This is a genomic window from Streptococcus mitis (assembly GCF_002096855.1).
In the GTDB taxonomy this organism is placed as follows: domain Bacteria; phylum Bacillota; class Bacilli; order Lactobacillales; family Streptococcaceae; genus Streptococcus; species Streptococcus mitis_Y.
Map to the genome: position 1 here is coordinate 25068 of NZ_NCVH01000028.1, position 17726 is coordinate 42793.

At 33.8% G+C, this 17726-nt stretch carries 15 protein-coding genes and 2 other annotated features; all 15 genes read left to right on the forward strand.

Going from position 1 to position 17726, the window contains the following annotated elements:
• Positions 1–424: 424 nt before the first annotated feature.
• A complete protein-coding gene (locus B7698_RS02790) occupies positions 425–2533 on the forward strand; it encodes a glycosyl hydrolase family 28-related protein (protein WP_000834742.1) in 2109 nt (702 codons plus the stop codon).
• Entirely contained in the window at positions 2517–3263 is a 747-nt protein-coding gene (locus tag B7698_RS02795; protein WP_078159505.1) for a protein phosphatase 2C domain-containing protein, read from the forward strand. Before B7698_RS02790 ends, B7698_RS02795 begins: the two co-directional genes overlap by 17 nt.
• A 57-nt stretch (positions 3264–3320) precedes the next feature.
• On the forward strand, positions 3321–3962 hold the full coding sequence (locus tag B7698_RS02800; RefSeq protein ID WP_000945324.1) for a phosphate signaling complex PhoU family protein: 642 nt from the start codon (positions 3321–3323) through the stop codon (positions 3960–3962).
• Between the two features lie 12 nt (positions 3963–3974).
• Positions 3975–5450 carry a UDP-glucose--hexose-1-phosphate uridylyltransferase gene (galT, locus tag B7698_RS02805; RefSeq protein WP_084864576.1) on the forward strand — a complete coding sequence of 492 codons (1476 nt, stop codon included), beginning with the start codon at positions 3975–3977 and terminating at the stop codon, positions 5448–5450.
• A 12-nt stretch (positions 5451–5462) separates the two neighbouring features.
• Positions 5463–6473 (forward strand): UDP-glucose 4-epimerase GalE, encoded by a 1011-nt coding sequence (gene galE / locus B7698_RS02810; RefSeq protein ID WP_057487890.1) that lies wholly within the window; start codon positions 5463–5465, stop codon positions 6471–6473.
• 183 nt (positions 6474–6656) lie between these two features.
• Positions 6657–7316, forward strand: coding sequence for a DUF1868 domain-containing protein (locus B7698_RS02815; RefSeq protein ID WP_000793811.1), 660 nt, complete (start codon positions 6657–6659; stop codon positions 7314–7316).
• A gap of 24 nt (positions 7317–7340) precedes the next feature.
• Positions 7341–8408 carry an extracellular solute-binding protein gene (locus tag B7698_RS02820; RefSeq protein WP_000738377.1) on the forward strand — a complete coding sequence of 356 codons (1068 nt, stop codon included), beginning with the start codon at positions 7341–7343 and terminating at the stop codon, positions 8406–8408.
• A gap of 102 nt (positions 8409–8510) precedes the next feature.
• Positions 8511–9521 (forward strand): ABC transporter ATP-binding protein, encoded by a 1011-nt coding sequence (locus tag B7698_RS02825; protein WP_000589137.1) that lies wholly within the window; start codon positions 8511–8513, stop codon positions 9519–9521.
• Between the two features lie 11 nt (positions 9522–9532).
• Positions 9533–11224 (forward strand): ABC transporter permease, encoded by a 1692-nt coding sequence (locus B7698_RS02830; protein WP_023943877.1) that lies wholly within the window; start codon positions 9533–9535, stop codon positions 11222–11224.
• Between the two features lie 2 nt (positions 11225–11226).
• Positions 11227–11937: an MgtC/SapB family protein gene (locus B7698_RS02835; RefSeq protein WP_001149045.1), complete on the forward strand. Its 711-nt coding sequence runs from the start codon at positions 11227–11229 to the stop codon at positions 11935–11937.
• A gap of 95 nt (positions 11938–12032) precedes the next feature.
• Positions 12033–12401, forward strand: coding sequence for a hypothetical protein (locus B7698_RS02840; protein ID WP_084864577.1), 369 nt, complete (start codon positions 12033–12035; stop codon positions 12399–12401).
• Between the two features lie 107 nt (positions 12402–12508).
• Positions 12509–13510 carry a LacI family DNA-binding transcriptional regulator gene (locus tag B7698_RS02845; RefSeq protein WP_049488253.1) on the forward strand — a complete coding sequence of 334 codons (1002 nt, stop codon included), beginning with the start codon at positions 12509–12511 and terminating at the stop codon, positions 13508–13510.
• A 214-nt stretch (positions 13511–13724) separates the two neighbouring features.
• Positions 13725–13954, forward strand: a binding site (T-box leader).
• 67 nt (positions 13955–14021) lie between these two features.
• Positions 14022–15200 (forward strand): tryptophan synthase subunit beta, encoded by a 1179-nt coding sequence (gene trpB / locus B7698_RS02850; protein ID WP_084864578.1) that lies wholly within the window; start codon positions 14022–14024, stop codon positions 15198–15200.
• Positions 15197–15422, forward strand: a binding site (T-box leader). It overlaps the preceding gene by 4 nt.
• A 376-nt stretch (positions 15423–15798) precedes the next feature.
• Entirely contained in the window at positions 15799–17160 is a 1362-nt protein-coding gene (gene trpE / locus B7698_RS02855; RefSeq protein ID WP_000439647.1) for an anthranilate synthase component I, read from the forward strand.
• Complete coding sequence (locus B7698_RS02860) at positions 17157–17723, forward strand: aminodeoxychorismate/anthranilate synthase component II (RefSeq protein WP_000601916.1); 567 nt, start codon at positions 17157–17159, stop codon at positions 17721–17723. Before trpE ends, B7698_RS02860 begins: the two co-directional genes overlap by 4 nt.
• The last annotated feature ends 3 nt before the right edge of the window (positions 17724–17726 follow it).

Consider the following 17726-nt stretch of genomic DNA (forward strand, 5'->3'; position numbering starts at 1 on the left):
TCTAGCTTTTATAGAAAATCTATTTAAGAAATATATTGTATTGTTTTGATTTCAATCCGCTATATGAACGATATTCATGTAAATATACCTGGTGAATGCTTGCATGACAAGATATTTGTTCTTGTATTTATAAATTAGTATTTTACGAGATATCAACATGCTTTAAATACAGTGAATAGGATATTTTTATGTTCAAGCTAAGAAAGATAGTAATCACTTTTGAATGGAAGGTTAAAGAATTATTAGAAGTATGGTTAGATATATAAATGGTCACGCTTTCACAATTTTGATATTTTATTGTGTTATTCCTTGACAATTTTGATTTAAAAATATATTATAAAGAAAATGACAGCGGTGTCATTTTCTGGTATGGAATTTATATGAATATTAAATTAGGACATAATATTTTTAATTGGAGGCTAATATGAAATCTTTTCAACAAAATGAGGTTTTCTCTATTCGTAAGTCTAAGGTGGGAGTTTGCTCAGTTCTCTTAGCGGTTTTATTTATTGGAACACAAAGTGTTTTAGCTAATGAAGTAGTTGGTGAAACTTCTTCGTCTAAAGATAATATGCAAATGAACTCTTTGTTGAGTAGCACATCTACATCATTATCTGCGGAACCCCATTCTGATACTCTCAGTCTTGATAACAATTCAAGTTTAAGTACTGATAATAATGGAGGAGTGAGTATTAATCAAAATAAACCTGATATAACAAATGATACTATGATTGGTAACATCTCTGGGATGGAAGTGAATACTATTTTAAGTACTAATCTGAACGAACACGTAGCTTTGAATGTTAAAGATTATGGAGCAATAGGTGACGGGGTTAATGATGATCGTCAAGCAATTCAAGATACAATAGATGCTGCAGCTAAAGGACTAGGTGGAGGAAATGTATATTTTCCTGAAGGAACTTATTTAGTAAAAGAAATTGTTTTTTTAAAAAGTCATACACACTTAGAATTGAATGAGAAAGCTACCATTCTAAATGGTATAAATATTAAGAATCACCCTTCTATTGTTTTTATGACAGGTTTATTTACGGATGATGGTGCGCAAGTAGAATGGGGCCCAACAGAAGATATTAGTTATTCTGGTGGTACTATTGATATGAACGGTGCTTTGAATGAAGAAGGAACTAAAGCAAAAAATCTACCACTTATAAATTCTTCAGGTGCATTTGCTATTGGGAATTCAAATAACGTAACTATAAAAAATGTAACATTCAAGGATAGTTATCAAGGGCATGCTATTCAAATTGCAGGTTCGAAAAATGTATTAGTCGATAATTCTCGTTTTCTTGGTCAAGCTTTACCTAAAACTATGAAAGATGGGCAAATCATAAGTAAGGAGAGTATTCAGATTGAACCATTGACTAGAAAAGGTTTTCCTTATGCTTTGAATGATGATGGGAAAAAATCTGAAAATGTTACTATTCAAAATTCATATTTTGGTAAAAGTGATAAATCTGGAGAATTAGTAACAGCAATTGGTACACACTATCAAACATTGTCGACACAGAACCCCTCTAATATTAAAATTTTAAATAATCATTTTGATAACATGATGTATTCTGGTGTACGTTTTACTGGATTTACTGATATTTTAATTAAAGGAAATAGATTTGATAAGAAAGTAAAAGGAGAAAGTGTACATTATAGAGAAAATGGTGCAGCCTTAATAAATGCTTTTAGTTATAAAAATGTAAAAGATGAACTTGATTTAAATAAGAAAGTCGTTATTACTGAAAATACATTTTATATTTCTGATCCTAAAACAAAGGCTATTAGAGTAGCAAAAGATAGTGCAGAATATTTAGGAAAAGTATCAGATATTACTGTAACAAAAAATGTAATTAATAATAATTCTAAGGAAACAGAACAACCAAATATTGAATTATTACGAGTTAGTGATAATTTAGTAGTCTCAGAGAATAGTATATTCGGTGGTAAAGAAGGAATTGTTATTGAGGATTCAAAGGGTAAAATAACCGTTTTAAATAACCAATTTTATAATTTATCCGGTAAGTATATATCATTCATCAAATCTAATGCAAATGGGAAAGAACCAGTTATACGTGATAGCGATGGTAATTTCAATATTGTAACGGAGAATGGGCTTTACAAAATTGTAACAAATAACTTAAGTGATAAAAACGAAAAAGAAAAAAACAAAGAGGAAAAATTTAAAACAAGTTCATATGTGCATGAAAAACAATCTAATTCAAATAATGTAATTGATAGTAACCAGAAGAAAGGAGAGTTTAACTCAAGTAAAGATAATAGACAAATTAATGACAAGATCGACAATAAACAAGATAATAAGATAGAAGAAGTGAACCATAAAATAGTTGGAGATGGCAGAGAAACTGAAAATCATATTAATAAATCTAAAGAAATAGTAGAGGTAAAACAAAAATTACCAAAGACTGGTTCGAACAAGATTATGGAACTATTCTTAACAGTGACAGGAATTGGTTTACTTTTGACACTAAAAGGGTTGAAGTATTATGGTAAAGATAAATAAAATTTGTTCGATACAAGGAAGTTCCGTAGAAAATGAGGATGCTGTTGGTTCACAAAATCAGTATTTTTGGATTATTGATGGAGCTACAGATTTATATAATTCTAAAGAGGAGATAGGTTATTCAGTCTCAGAAGTTGTACATATTTTATCAGAAAGTTTGTCGGTTAATTGTAAAGAATCAAAAACTCTTAAACAAATATTTGAAACTGCTTTACTCGAGGTTAAAGATGAAATCGGTTTAAACTCATATGAATTAACAGAGTATTATCGCTTACCAACATTTGCTTTTATATTTGCTAAACTTTCAGAAAAAAAGTTGGAGTATATGATGCTAGGTGACTGCGTCATGTTAGTAAACGAAATGGAAATAACTGATCATAGAGTAGATAACTTATTTGAAAAAGGGAAAAATGAGATAAAAGATTCAATTGGTACAAATAGTGTTTTAAATAAAAAAATTATTTTACAAAAAATCAGAAAATTATCTAATCAACCGAGTGGGTACTGGATAGGTTCGTTGGATGAGAGATTTTTAGACCATGCTATTATTAATAAAATAGATGTTACTAGTGAACAAATTGTTTTAATGAGCGATGGCTTTTATGAATTCTATCAAAATAATCAAAATAAAACTTTTGAAGAGTTAATTAAGATGAGATTTAATTCTTCTGCTATTGATCCAATCTATGGAAAGAAAGATGATGCAAGTATTCTAGTTATTGATGTTTGATATATTGTTTAAAATATTAATTGTTACTATTGAACTTTGTTAAGAAGAGGTACCTAAATGTTAAGGTTATATTTAGAAAATGAAATTATAGAATTATCAAATAATTTAGAGACCATTTGGGTATCTGTGCTTGATAAATATGAGAAGTTATTTGAATATTTATCAAATGAAGAACGAATAGAATTGATTAAAGAAGATTTAATCATAAATGAGTCAGTTCTAAATGTTGATAAAAAAGGATATGAGTTAATTTGTTTACAACATCCCGTTTCATATGACTTAAGAAGAATTATTAGTGTAATAAAAATATCAACTGACATTGAACGTATTGGGGATAGAATTGTTGAAATTTTAAAAAATCTACAGATTATTCAAAACAATGAAATTTTGAAGAAAATTATTTCAGAAATAAAAATACTTCATGAAGTTATCGGACTGCATATGAATAGGGCTATATCTTGTTATAGAGAGGAACAATCTGGATGTTTAGATATGGTTGTTATACAAAAACAGAATGAGATAGAAGAGCTTAGTATAAATATTGAAAAGAAAATCATGAATTACATATTTGAAGATGATGGGAATGTTTCTGAAGTAATTGGTGCTTTAGATATTATTCATCACCTTGATAAAATTGCTCATACTACGCAATCAATTTATAAATGGATAATGTATAGAAAATATGGGAACATAAATTAGAAAGAAAAATATATGAAAACAATTATTGATAATTTTGTTGATAGAGTAATTGAATACGGAATGTATAATGAAATTGACAAAATATATGTGAAAAATAGAGTACTAGCGTTAATAGGTGAGGAGGGAACTGATCGCATTTCCGATGAAAATGACCTGAAACAAATAAAAGATTACTTAGTGGAAATCGCCTTAAAAAACGGTAAAATTAAAGATTTAATCGAGGAAAAGGAATGTTTAGGAGCAGAGTTAATGAATTTCATAGTTCCTTTACCTAGTCGATTAAATGATATTTTTTGGAGTTCATATGATATATCACCTCAAGAAGCAGTTGAAGAGTTTTATAAGTTAAGTAAAGATAGTGATTATATTAAAACTTCTGCTATTGCTAAGAATATTGAGTTTCGAGCATCAACTAAATACGGAGAGCTAGAGATTACGATAAATTTGTCAAAACCCGAAAAAGATCCAAAAACAATTGCTGCTGAAAAATTAGTAAAAGCAACTAATTATCCTAAATGTTTACTATGTATGGAAAATGAAGGATATCAAGGTCGAATAAATTATCCAGCACGTTCGAATCATAGAATTATTCGGTTGAAACTTGGTGACGAAGTATGGGGATTCCAGTATTCTCCCTACTCATATTTTAATGAGCATGCGATATTTTTGAATAGTCAACATGTACCAATGGTTATTACCTCTAAAACATTTGAACAATTATTGGAGATTGTTGATATTTTGCCAGGATATTTTGCTGGTTCAAATTCTGATCTTCCTATCTCAGGAGGCTCCATTCTTAGTCATAACCACTACCAGGGAGGGAAATATATTTTCCCAATGGAAAAAGCAAAATTTAAGAGTGAATTTCGTTTTAAAGACTTTGAGGATGTTAATGCTGGTATTGTAAAATGGCCAATGTCAGTAATTAGGTTACAAAGTGAAAATAAAAATCGCTTGTTAGATTTAGCTACTAAAATTCTAAACAAGTGGAGAGAATATTCAGATTTAGAAGTAGACATCATTGCAATGACTGCAGATGTCCCACACCATACGGTGACTCCTATTGCTCGTAAAGTGGACGGAAGATATGAATTAGATATTGTTCTAAGAGATAATCATACTACTGAACAATACCCAGATGGTGTTTTCCATCCTCATCAAGATGTACAACATATTAAAAAGGAAAATATTGGGTTAATCGAAGTGATGGGACTTGCGATTTTACCACCTCGTTTGAAAACAGAGTTAGAAGAAGTTGAGAAATATCTTTTAGGAAAAGATAACGCAATTGCTGATTATCATTTAGAATGGGCCGTTCAATTGAAAGAAAAATATCCTGGACTTAAAGAGGAAGAGGTTCATAGCGTAGTTCAACATGAAGTAGGGCAAGTATTTGCGAGAGTTCTCGAAGATGCAGGTGTTTATAAGAATACTCAAACCGGACAAGAAGCATTTATGAGATTTGTTAAATCGGTTGGAATTAATTAGGAGGAAGTAAAAATGGCAATATTGGTAACAGGCGGAGCTGGTTATATTGGTAGCCATACCGTAGTAGAATTACTAAATTTAGGTAAGGAAGTCGTTATTGTCGACAACCTTTCAAACTCAAGCATTTTAGTATTAGATCGTATTGAAGCAATTACAGGGCAACGTCCTGCGTTTTACGAATTAGATGTTTGTGATAAACAAGGATTGAGAAAAGTTTTTGAACAAGAATCTATTGAGGCTGCAATTCATTTTGCAGGATACAAAGCTGTCGGCGAATCCGTGCAAAAGCCTGTAATGTATTACGAAAATAATATTATGAGCACATTAGCTCTTGTTGAAGTGATGTCAGAGTTTAATGTTAAAAAGATTGTATTTTCATCGAGTGCGACTGTATACGGCGTTCACAATCAGTCTCCCCTTATTGAGACGATGCCGACAAGTGCAACGAATCCGTATGGGTACACAAAAGTGATGCTTGAACAAATTTTAAAAGATGTTCATGTAGCAGATTCAGAGTGGAGTATTGCGTTGCTTCGTTATTTCAATCCGATTGGTGCTCATGAGTCGGGGTTGATTGGAGAAGATCCATCAGGCATTCCTAACAACTTAATGCCTTTTATTGCACAAGTAGCGGTAGGTAAGCGACCAGAGCTAAGTGTTTTTGGAGATGATTATGATACGGTAGATGGTACTGGTGTTCGCGATTATATCCATGTAGTGGATTTAGCGATAGGGCATATAAAAGCTTTAGAAAAAGTATCTGAAAAAACAGATGTTTATATTTATAACCTTGGTTCAGGAGAAGGCACAAGTGTATTACAACTTGTAAATACATTTGAAAGTGTTAATAAGGTTCCAATTCCTTATAAAATAGTTCCAAGACGTTCAGGAGACGTTGCAACTTGTTATGCAAATGCAGATAAAGCATATAAGGAATTAAATTGGAGGACAACAAAATCGATTGAAGACATGTGTAGAGATACATGGAATTGGCAATCAAAAAATCCCAATGGCTATAATTGATGATACTGTCTATATGAGTGCTGTATTTTGGAAAAATTACTTAACCTTTTAATGAAATTCATATTTAATGAAAGATAAATTTTTTTAAAAAATTTTTTGAAAGCGCTTGACAAAGGAAACGGTTTCATTGTATAATGTAAACATGATGACACCGATGTCAAATATAAAAAAGAAGGTCTTTATATGAAAAACTTAACAAAAATTAAGTTCAAAGAGAATGGGGAATTTAATCATTTCCCTGGGAATACAGTTGTAGCAAATCTTTATACTAAACAAGATTTGATGGAAGTTGTTGATATTATTCAATCACGTTATAGAGAATTACCATTTATCGATAAGTTTACTTTAACTCCAAGGAATTCTATTCACATGACTGTAATTGAATTGTTGTGCCATGAAAATCGTGAAACGGAGTTTTGGAGCAGTAATCTTCCTCTAGATACACCTTTACAGGAAATACATGATTACTTTGCTAAACAACTTGAAATTTTTCCATTGTTGGATGAAGAAATTCATATGCGTGTAACTGAAATGGGAAAACAAAACATATTAGTTGAACCTGCAGATGAAGCTTCTGCAAAGAGATTAGAAGAAATTCGTACTTATGTCTCAGAAAAAGCAGGTGTTCGTTTCCCTAATCATGATAGATATCAATTCCATATTTCAATTGGGTATCTTCGAATTCCTTTAACCGAAGAGGAGGAAGAAGAGTTTACTAAAGTCAGAGCAGAATTAACTGAAATTTTATTAGAGAAGATTCCAACTATTACTGTAAATCGTATTGACTATACTGTATTTGAAGATATGAGACAATTTGTTCCATATCACGAAAAATTTAAATAAAATAATAAAAAAGGAGAACTTATCATGAAAAAAATGAAAGTTTGGTCTACTGTACTTGCAACGGGAGTTGCTCTTACTACACTTGCTGCTTGCTCTGGAGGTTCAAATTCTACGACTGCTTCTTCATCTGAAGAAAAAGCTGATAAAAGTCAAGAATTAGTAATCTATTCGAACTCAGTCTCAAATGGTCGTGGTGATTGGCTAACTGCTAAAGCAAAAGAAGCTGGTTTTAATATCAAAATGGTTGATATCCCTGGCGCTCAATTAGCAGACCGTGTTATTGCTGAGAAGAATAATGCAGTTGCAGATATGGTATTTGGAATTGGTGCTGTTGATTCAAATAAAATTAGAGATCAAAAATTACTAGTACAGTACAAGCCTAAATGGTTAGATAAAATTGATCAATCTTTATCAGATAAAGATAATTATTATAATCCTGTGATTGTTCAACCATTAGTTTTAATTGGGGCGCCTGATGTAAAAGAAATGCCTAAAGATTGGACAGAATTAGGTAGTAAGTATAAAGGTAAATATTCAATTTCTGGTCTTCAAGGTGGTACAGGACGTGCAATTCTAGCAAGTATCTTAGTTCGATACCTTGATGATAAAGGTGAATTAGGTGTTTCCGAAAAAGGTTGGGAAGTAGCAAAAGAATATTTGAAAAATGCATACACTCTTCAAAAGGGAGAAAGTTCAATTGTTAAGATGTTAGACAAAGAAGATCCAATACAATATGGAATGATGTGGGGTTCTGGTGCATTAGTTGGACAAAAAGAACAAAATGTTGTTTTCAAAGTTATGACTCCTGAGATCGGTGTACCATTTGTAACTGAACAAACTATGGTTTTAAGCACTAGTAAAAAACAAGCGTTAGCTAAAGAATTTATTGATTGGTTTGGTCAATCAGAAATTCAAGTAGAATATAGTAAGAACTTTGGATCTATTCCTGCAAATAAAGATGCCCTCAAAGATCTACCAGAAGATACTAAGAAATTTGTTGATCAAGTGAAACCACAAAATATTGACTGGGAAGCTGTTGGAAAGCATTTGGATGAATGGGTAGAAAAAGCTGAATTAGAATACGTACAATAAGAAATAAGAGTTAATTTTTATGTCCAAGTCTCTCTATTATTTCTAAATTTATGGAAGAAATAAAGAGAGGCTTTTGGTTTAGTAATAGAGGGAGTTAGTGAGATGATTAAATTTGATAATATTCAAATTAAATATGGTGATTTTGTTGCAATTGATAATCTGAATTTAGATATACATGAAGGGGAATTTTTTACATTTCTTGGGCCTTCAGGATGTGGTAAATCAACTACTTTGAGAGCATTGGTAGGTTTTCTAGATCCATCATCAGGAAGTATTGAAGTTAATGGAACAGATGTCACTCATTTGGAACCTGAAAAGCGTGGAATTGGTATTGTATTTCAATCTTATGCGCTATTTCCAACTATGACTGTTTTTGATAATATTGCATTTGGTTTAAAAGTTAAGAAGGTAGCTCCAGATGTTATTAAAGCTAAAGTATCAGCAGTAGCAGCAAAAATTAAGATCTCTGATCAACAGTTACAGCGTAATGTATCAGAATTATCTGGGGGTCAACAACAAAGGGTAGCATTGGCTCGTGCTCTGGTTCTTGAACCTAAAATTCTTTGTCTAGATGAACCATTGTCAAACCTTGACGCAAAATTACGTGTAGATTTGAGAAAAGAGTTGAAAAGACTTCAAAAAGAGTTAGGTATTACTACTTTATATGTTACTCATGACCAAGAGGAAGCCTTAACTTTATCTGATAGAATTGCAGTCTTTAACAATGGATACATCGAACAGGTCGGTACACCTGTAGAGATTTATCATAATTCTCAAACTGAATTTGTATGTGATTTTATTGGCGATATTAATGTTTTGACCGATGAAACAGTCCACGAAGTATTACTGAAAAATGCAAGCGTTTTCTTAGAAGATAAAAAAGGATACATTCGATTAGAGAAAGTTCGATTCAATCGTGAAACTGAACAAGATTTCATTCTAAAAGGAACAATTATTGATGTTGAGTTTTCTGGAGTTACAATTCACTATACAATAAAAGTTTCTGAAAGTCAGATTCTTAATGTAACAAGTATTGATAGTCAGGCTGCTATTAGATCTGTCGGAGAAAGTGTGGACTTATTTATCACACCATCAGACGTTCTGCAATTTTAAGGAGGTGCAGTATGCGTCATAAATTAAATTTAAAAGATTGGCTTATTCGTTTAGGGTTAATCTGGTTCCTAGTAACATTTATTATTTATCCAAACTTTGATCTAGTAGTGAATGTATTTGTAAAAGGAGGAGAATTTTCCCTTGAAGCTGTACATCGTGTTCTAAAATCTGAGAGGGCACTTCAGAGTATTATGAACAGTTTTAAGTTAGCATTTTCACTCATTATTACAGTTAATGTCGTAGGTATTCTTTGTGTTCTATTTACAGAGTACTTTGATATTAAAGGTGCTAAAATTTTAAAATTAGGCTATATGACCTCTTTAATTTATGGAGGAGTGGTTTTAGCGACTGGATATAAATTTGTCTATGGTCCTTATGGATTGATAACTAAATTTTTACAAAATGTTATCCCTTCTTTAGACCCTAACTGGTTTATTGGGTATGGTGCAGTCTTATTCATTATGACATTTTCAGGAACTGCTAATCATACATTGTTTTTAACAAATACAATTCGAAGCGTTGACTATCACACTATTGAGGCTGCACGAAATATGGGAGCAAAACCATTTACTGTTTTCCGAAAAGTAGTGTTACCAACCTTAATTCCAACTCTATTTGCACTTACTATTATGGTTTTTCTTAGTGGTTTGTCTGCAGTAGCAGCACCCATGATTGTTGGTGGTAAAGGATTTCAAACTATAAATCCAATGATTATTACATTTGCAGGGATGGGGAATTCTCGTGATTTAGCTGCCTTACTTGCAATTATTTTAGGTATTGCAACTACAATTTTGCTTACTATCATGAATAAGATAGAAAAAGGTGGAAATTATATTTCTATCTCTAAGACTAAAGCGCCTCTTAAAAAACAAAAAATTGCATCTAAGCCTTGGAATATCATTGCTCACATTGTAGCATATGGATTGTTCACAGTTTTCATGCTTCCACTAATTTTTATAGTATTATACTCATTTACAGATCCAGTTGCAATTCAAACAGGTAACTTAACATTATCAAACTTTACTTTAGAAAATTATCGCTTATTCTTTAGTAATAGTGCGGCATTCTCTCCATTCTTGGTCAGCTTTATTTATTCTATTATCGCTGCGACAACAGCAACAATTCTCGCAGTTATATTTGCTCGAGTTGTCAGAAAACATAAAGCTCGCTTTGATTTCTTATTTGAATATGGTGCTCTACTTCCTTGGTTACTACCAAGTACACTTTTAGCAGTAAGTTTATTATTTACTTTTAATCAGCCACAATTTCTTGTCTTGAATCAGATTTTGGTAGGTAGTTTGGTAATTCTACTTATTGCATATATAGTTGTAAAAATCCCATTTTCTTATAGAATGGTACGTGCTATTTTATTTAGTGTTGATGATGAGATGGAAGATGCAGCAAGAAGTATGGGTGCTTCACCTTTTTATACTATGATGAAGGTTATCATTCCATTTATTTTACCGGTTGTTCTCTCTGTTATTGCTTTAAACTTTAACTCTTTATTAACTGACTTCGACTTATCTGTATTTCTTTACCATCCATTAGCTCAACCGCTGGGTATAACTATTCGTTCAGCAGGTGATGAAACAGCAACTTCAAATGCTCAAGCACTTGTGTTCGTTTATACTATTGTATTAATGATAATTTCTGGTTCTGTATTATACTTTACTCAGAGACCAGCTAGTAGAAAAAGGAAATAATAATGCAGGCAACAAGCTTAGGACTATCATATATCGAAATTGTATTAAGAATTGTACTTTCATTAGTTATTGGTGGAGTAATTGGTTTAGAGAGAGGAAGTAAATCTCAACCAGCAGGTATTCGTACACATAGTATTGTTTGTCTGGCTGCATGTTTAATTATGATGACTAATGAGTATGTATCTTATAAATTTGGTACAGGAGATCCTACACGCTTAGGTGCGCAAGTTATATCAGGTGTTGGTTTTCTTGGGGCTGGAACAATACTTATTACAGATAAAAAGAAAATAACTGGTTTAACAACTGCAGCCGGAATATGGGCTTCAGCTGGAATCGGTCTAGCTATAGGTGTTGGTTTTTATGAAGGAGCCGTACTAGGAGCAATTTCTGTTTGGAGTGTTATAACTATGTTCCAACCTTTAAAAAAATATCTTCAAAGTCGTTCAAAGATAATCGAATTGTATATCGTTGTTAGATCTACAGAGGCATATAATCGGGTACTAGTATACTGTGCTGAGAATGGCATTAGAATGACTGATTCTAGAACTGCATTTGGAGATGTTAATTCAGAAAGAATTGAATATTTTGATGTTCCAGAAAAAAAAATAGCATCATTTATTACTCTAGAACTATCAGGAAGATTTGAACATCTTCGTTTGATGGAAGAAATTGCTAATATTGTAGGTGTTATTTATGTCGAAGAAATTAGCTGAAATTTAGTAAACAAAGGGACAGATGTTTTTGTCCTTTTGTTTTTTAGATGTTTTAATCATCTAATTTTTGAGTAGATTTTTGCTCAGAGGTTTTTATGAAAGATTTTAAAATCTATTTTGATTTAGGTAAAATAGAATATTTTGATAATAATTGTTTGATACAAGTATACAAATTTATTTCTTTTTATGATATTTGTGAAATGGTGTTTCCCTTTCATTTACCTCCTGATGAGTTGATAACAAATGTTATTTTTAAAGAAAAAATTAAGTCTATGTTAGAATGTTACATTGACAGGCTATTATATATTTTTATAAATCCAACAATTTTTACTGAAAAAGTTAATCTACAATTTTATGGTAGTTTTTTCTCATATGAATTTATTTGTCGTGAAGTTGGAAACATTCTTAAAAATAAAGGTGTGAATTGCAATTTAAACTTTTTTGGAGGGGAAGAATATTTGTAAAATTAATATTGTGAATTTGTGGATCTTAAATAATTTACTAAATTCTCTTGTTAAAAAAAATTAAATATTGTATAGTAATATTAGAATGTTCGTAATGGAGGACTGAAATGAAAAATATAAATGGGAAAAAGGTAACTATTTATGATATTGCACGTTTATCAGGTTTTTCTCCAAAAACAGTTTCACGAGTTATTAATGGTGGAGTAAATGTTAAAGAAGAAACTTATCAAGCGATTCAAAAAGTTATAGAGGAATTGTCGTATATTCCAAATGCGTATGCAAAAAATTTAACTAAAAAAGAAGCTATAAATATATTGATTTCTGTAAAAAAAATCGACTCTTTTCCTTTAATTTGGTTTCAAACTTTATTAGATAAAGTTTTACAAACTTGTAAAGAGTATGGTGTTAACGCTATTGTTGAATATTTTAGTGAAGAAGATACAATTAGTAATTCAATAATCTCGAGTACAGGAAGCTTGATAGATGGTGTAATAGTATTTTATGAAAGTAAAGAAGATATTCGGATTAATTACTTGCAAAAGAATAAAATGCCATTCATAGTTTTTGGAGAATCTAGAACACCTAATGTTGTGTATGTTTCTAACAACAATTTTCAGGCCACTTATGACATGATGAAATTAGTATCAAAAGAAAACATTAATAGTATGTGGTTACTTATGGGAGGAGAATCCCTTGTTAATATTGATCGAGAGAGAGGGGTTCGTGCTTTTTTAAATGATAATAACTATGAAATGGATTTGAAAGTAGTATATGGTCTAACTACAATAGATTCGGTTTATTCATATGCTACAAGACATCTATCTAATCAAAATTATCCTGATTTGATTTTTGTATCCGGTGATGAAAAAGTACAGGGATTGATTCGTTCTTGCTATGAGAAGGAAATTACCATTCCTGATGATATTTCAATAATCGGATTTGACAATATTCCAATTTCTCAATATTATACTCCAGCTTTATCTACAATTTCTCCTAATTATGTTAAATTAGCTCAAGAAATGATTGAAGGGGTATTAGCAATTATAAAGGGGGAAAGTGTCACATCTGTTGAAGTTTCTACTAAACTTGTTAGGAGACAGAGTTTCTAGTATTGTTTAATTCTTGAAAATCCTAATGGAAAAGATGGAGTGTTCTAAAGTAAGTTCTGTTTAGCATCTATTCAGTTTCTATTGAGTTGGATCCAATTTCCAACAAGTGGGACATTTTCACGTTCGATTTACTAAAGACATTATCACATTCGAATCACACATCTTTCAAAAAAATTGTAAAAAAGTCTTGACAAAGGAAAAACAAAGTATTAAAATAAGTTCAATAAATCAGAAAAGTAACTATTTTTGATCTTCAGGGAGCCTGTGGTGATTGTGAACAGGTGGTTGGAAGTAGTGAAAGTGGGCTGATTTTAAAAATGAATTTGAAACAATGAAAATTCGGTGCGCACACCTTACAGTGCAACTTGTTGTTAGACAAGGCAGAGATGTAAAGGGATAGTCCCTTTATAATTGAGGTGGCACCGCGTTACCAACGCCCTCACACGGAAGTATTTTCTGTGTGTGGGCTTTTTTCATATCTTGGAACCAATACAGAAAGAGGAAAAATTTTATGACAACTAGAGGTTATTTTGGACAATTTGGTGGTAGTTTTGTACCGGAGCCGATTCAGGCTTTGTTGGATGAGTTGGAAGTGACATTTGACAAGTACAAGGACGATCCAGAATTTTTGGCAGAATTTCGCCATTACTTGAAGGACTATTCAGGTCGCGAAACGCCACTCTATTTTGCGGAAAGTTTGACAGACCATCTAGGTGGAGCTAAGATTTATCTCAAACGTGAAGACCTTAACCACCTTGGTTCTCACAAGCTCAACAACGTTTTAGGACAAATACTTCTTGCCAAACGTATGGGTAAAAAACGAGTGATCGCAGAAACAGGAGCTGGTCAACATGGTGTTGCGACAGCAGCAGCTGCAGCCAAGTTTGGTATGGCCTGTGATGTCTACATGGGGGCAGAGGATGTGGAGCGTCAACGTCTCAATGTCTTCCGGATGGAGATGATGGGAGCAACTGTTCACGCAGTTGAAACTGGAACTCGTACCCTTAAGGATGCAGTTGATGCAGCCTTTGGAGCATGGATGAATGATCTTGAAGCCTTCTACGTTTTGGGATCTGCTGTAGGCCCTCATCCTTATCCTACAATTGTTCATGAATTCCAAAAGATCATCAGTGAAGAATCTCGCCGTCAAATCTTAGAAAAAGAAGGTCGTTTACCAGACTACGTTATTGCCTGTGTAGGTGGTGGTTCCAATGCCATCGGTGCTTTTTCACAGTATGTGGCTGATGAAGAAGTCAAATTGGTTGGGGTTGAAGCTGCTGGTCACGGACTTGACACAGACAAGCACGCAGCTACTATGACAAAAGGTAGTATCGGAATTGTTGATGGCATGAAGACCTATGCAGTCTTTAAGGAAGATGGAGAGTTGGCTCCAGTTTACTCTATCTCAGCTGGATTGGACTATCCAGGGGTTGGCCCAGAACACGCCTACTTTAAAGATTCAGGTCGCGTGGAATATGTGGCTGCGACGGATGAAGAAGCTGTTCAGGCTCTCCTCCTTCTCAGCAAGACTGAAGGGATTATCCCAGCGATTGAAAGCTCACACGCTATCGCAGAAGCAGTTAAACGTGCACCGAAACTAAGTAAAGACGACATTATCATCATCAATGTCTCTGGTCGTGGAGACAAGGACGTAGCTGCGATTGCAGATTACCTAGAAGCTAAAAAATAAAAGATGGAAAAATTACAGTCTTTTCTCTCACAGAGAGCTTGTGGTTGCTGGAAACAAGCAGAGAAAGCTGTAAGGTTGGGTCCATTTGAAACAAGAGAAGAAAACATAATTCTCAAGGGAGTGCCCTTTATCGCACAGCCTGTTACAGAATCTTTCTAAGACAGGAATGAGAGATAGGAGAAATCCTATAATTGAGGTGGCACCGCGAATTTCGTCCTCACGCAAGTTATTTTGCGTGGGGATTTTTATATATTTATCGTAGATATGGCTGTCAGTTTTAAATTATGCTTCATCACTAGATAGATTGCTACAAAAAATTTGCGAACGAAGTGAGCTTTTAAAAGATATTTCCCGCCATAGTGGTATCCTATAGAAGCAAAGATGCTTCTCTAGAACGGAATTTTTGAGAGTAAAATAGTTCGGGGAACTATTTTAGCCTGAGCCTAGAAATGAATGAGCGAGGAGCTCAAAAATTAGGTCTTTCATTTCATGGATTTCTAAAATCATCCACTGGATAATTTTACCTCCCGTCCGCACTATTTAAGGGAAATAGAAAAAGATAAAAAATTAAAAATAAGGAACTGAAAGGGAAATTACAATGGAACGAATCATTCATGGAGATGTCTTATCACCAATCTTGGCTTATATGCGCCTAAAGGGGCAACACAAGGTTATCTTAGAGAGTATTCCGAGAGACAAGGAAACCGCTCGTTTTTCTATCTTAGCCTATAATCCAGTTTTTGAGATTAAGTTTGAAAATGGAGTTCTTTATCAAAATGGTCAAGTGATTGATCGGGATCCCTTGGATTTCCTTTATGAAGTGACTCATAAGAGCCAGCACCATTCAGACCTACCTTTTGGTGGGGGAGCCATTGGTTTTGTTGGTTACGATATGATTTCGCTTTATGAAGAAATTGGTCAAATTCCTGAAGATACAATTGGAACGCCAGACATGCATTTCTTCGTCTATGAGAGTTACATGGTCTTTGACCACAAGAAGGAAAAAATCCATGTCATAGAGGATGCTCTTTATAGTGAGCGTAGCCAAGAAGACTTGGAAAAAGCCTTAAACCAAGTGCTTGAGGAATTACGCATTCCTGCTCCAAATGAATTTGAAGACTTGGATCTATCTCCGTTAGACTTCAAACCGCATATTGCTCCTCAGAAGTTTGAGGAAATGGTGGAAACCGCTCGTGACTTGATTCGTAATGGCGACATGTTCCAGTGCGTACTCAGTCAGCGCTTCTCAGCAGAAGTTACTGGAAATCCATTTGACTTTTACAGAAATCTCCGCGTGACCAATCCATCTAATTACCTTTATTTCTATGACTTTGGGGATTATCAAATCATCGGTGCCAGTCCAGAAAGTTTGGTTTCTGTCAAAAATGGCATCGTGACAACCAATCCGATTGCAGGGACACGACCAAGAGGCGCTACGGATGAAGAAGACAAGGATTTGGCGACAGACCTGCTTTCGGATGAGAAGGAAACAGCAGAGCATCGGATGTTAGTAGACTTGGGACGAAATGATATTGGCCGCATCTCTGAAACGGCCAGTGTTCAAGTCACTAAGTATATGGAAGTGGAGCTCTTCCGCTATGTCATGCATTTGACCAGTGTGGTCAAAGGGTGTTTGCTTCCAGAACTCACTGCCATGGATGCCTTGAAAGCAACACTTCCTGCTGGAACTGTTTCTGGAGCACCAAAAATTCGCGCGATGAGACGTATCTATGAACTGGAAACAGAAAAACGAGGCGTATACGCAGGAGCAATCGGCTACTTGTCTGCGACGGGTGATATGGACTTCGCCATTGCTATCCGAACTATGATTCTCAAAAATCAAACAGCCTATGTGCAGGCTGGGGCAGGGATTGTCTACGACTCTATTGCCCAAAACGAATACCAAGAAACCATTAACAAAGCAAAATCTATGACTAGAATTGGAGAACTAAGACCATGATTTTATTAATTGACAACTATGATTCTTTTACTTATAACTTGGCCCAATACATTGGGAATTTTGCAGAAGTTCAGGTCTTGAGAAATGATGATCCCAGGCTGTATGAAGAAGCTGGAAAAGCAGATGGTCTGGTCTTTTCGCCCGGTCCTGGTTGGCCAGTTGATGCTGGAAAGATGGAAGACATGATTCGTGATTTTGCTGGCAAGAAGCCGATTCTTGGGATTTGTTTGGGCCACCAAGCTATCGCAGAAGTCTTTGGCGGTAAGCTAGGCTTGGCTCCCAAAGTCATGCATGGGAAACAGAGCAATATCAACTTTGAAGCGCCATCTGTTCTGTATCAAGGTATCGAGGATGGCCGTGCAGTCATGCGTTACCACAGTATTTTGATTGAAGAAATGCCAGAAGACTTTGAAGTGACAGCTCGTTCGACTGATGACCAAGCCATCATGGGAATTCAACATAAAAATCTACCGATTTATGGCTTCCAGTACCATCCAGAGAGCATTGGAACGCCAGATGGCTTGTCTTCTATTCGGAATTTTATCGAGAAGGTTGTAAAGTGAGGA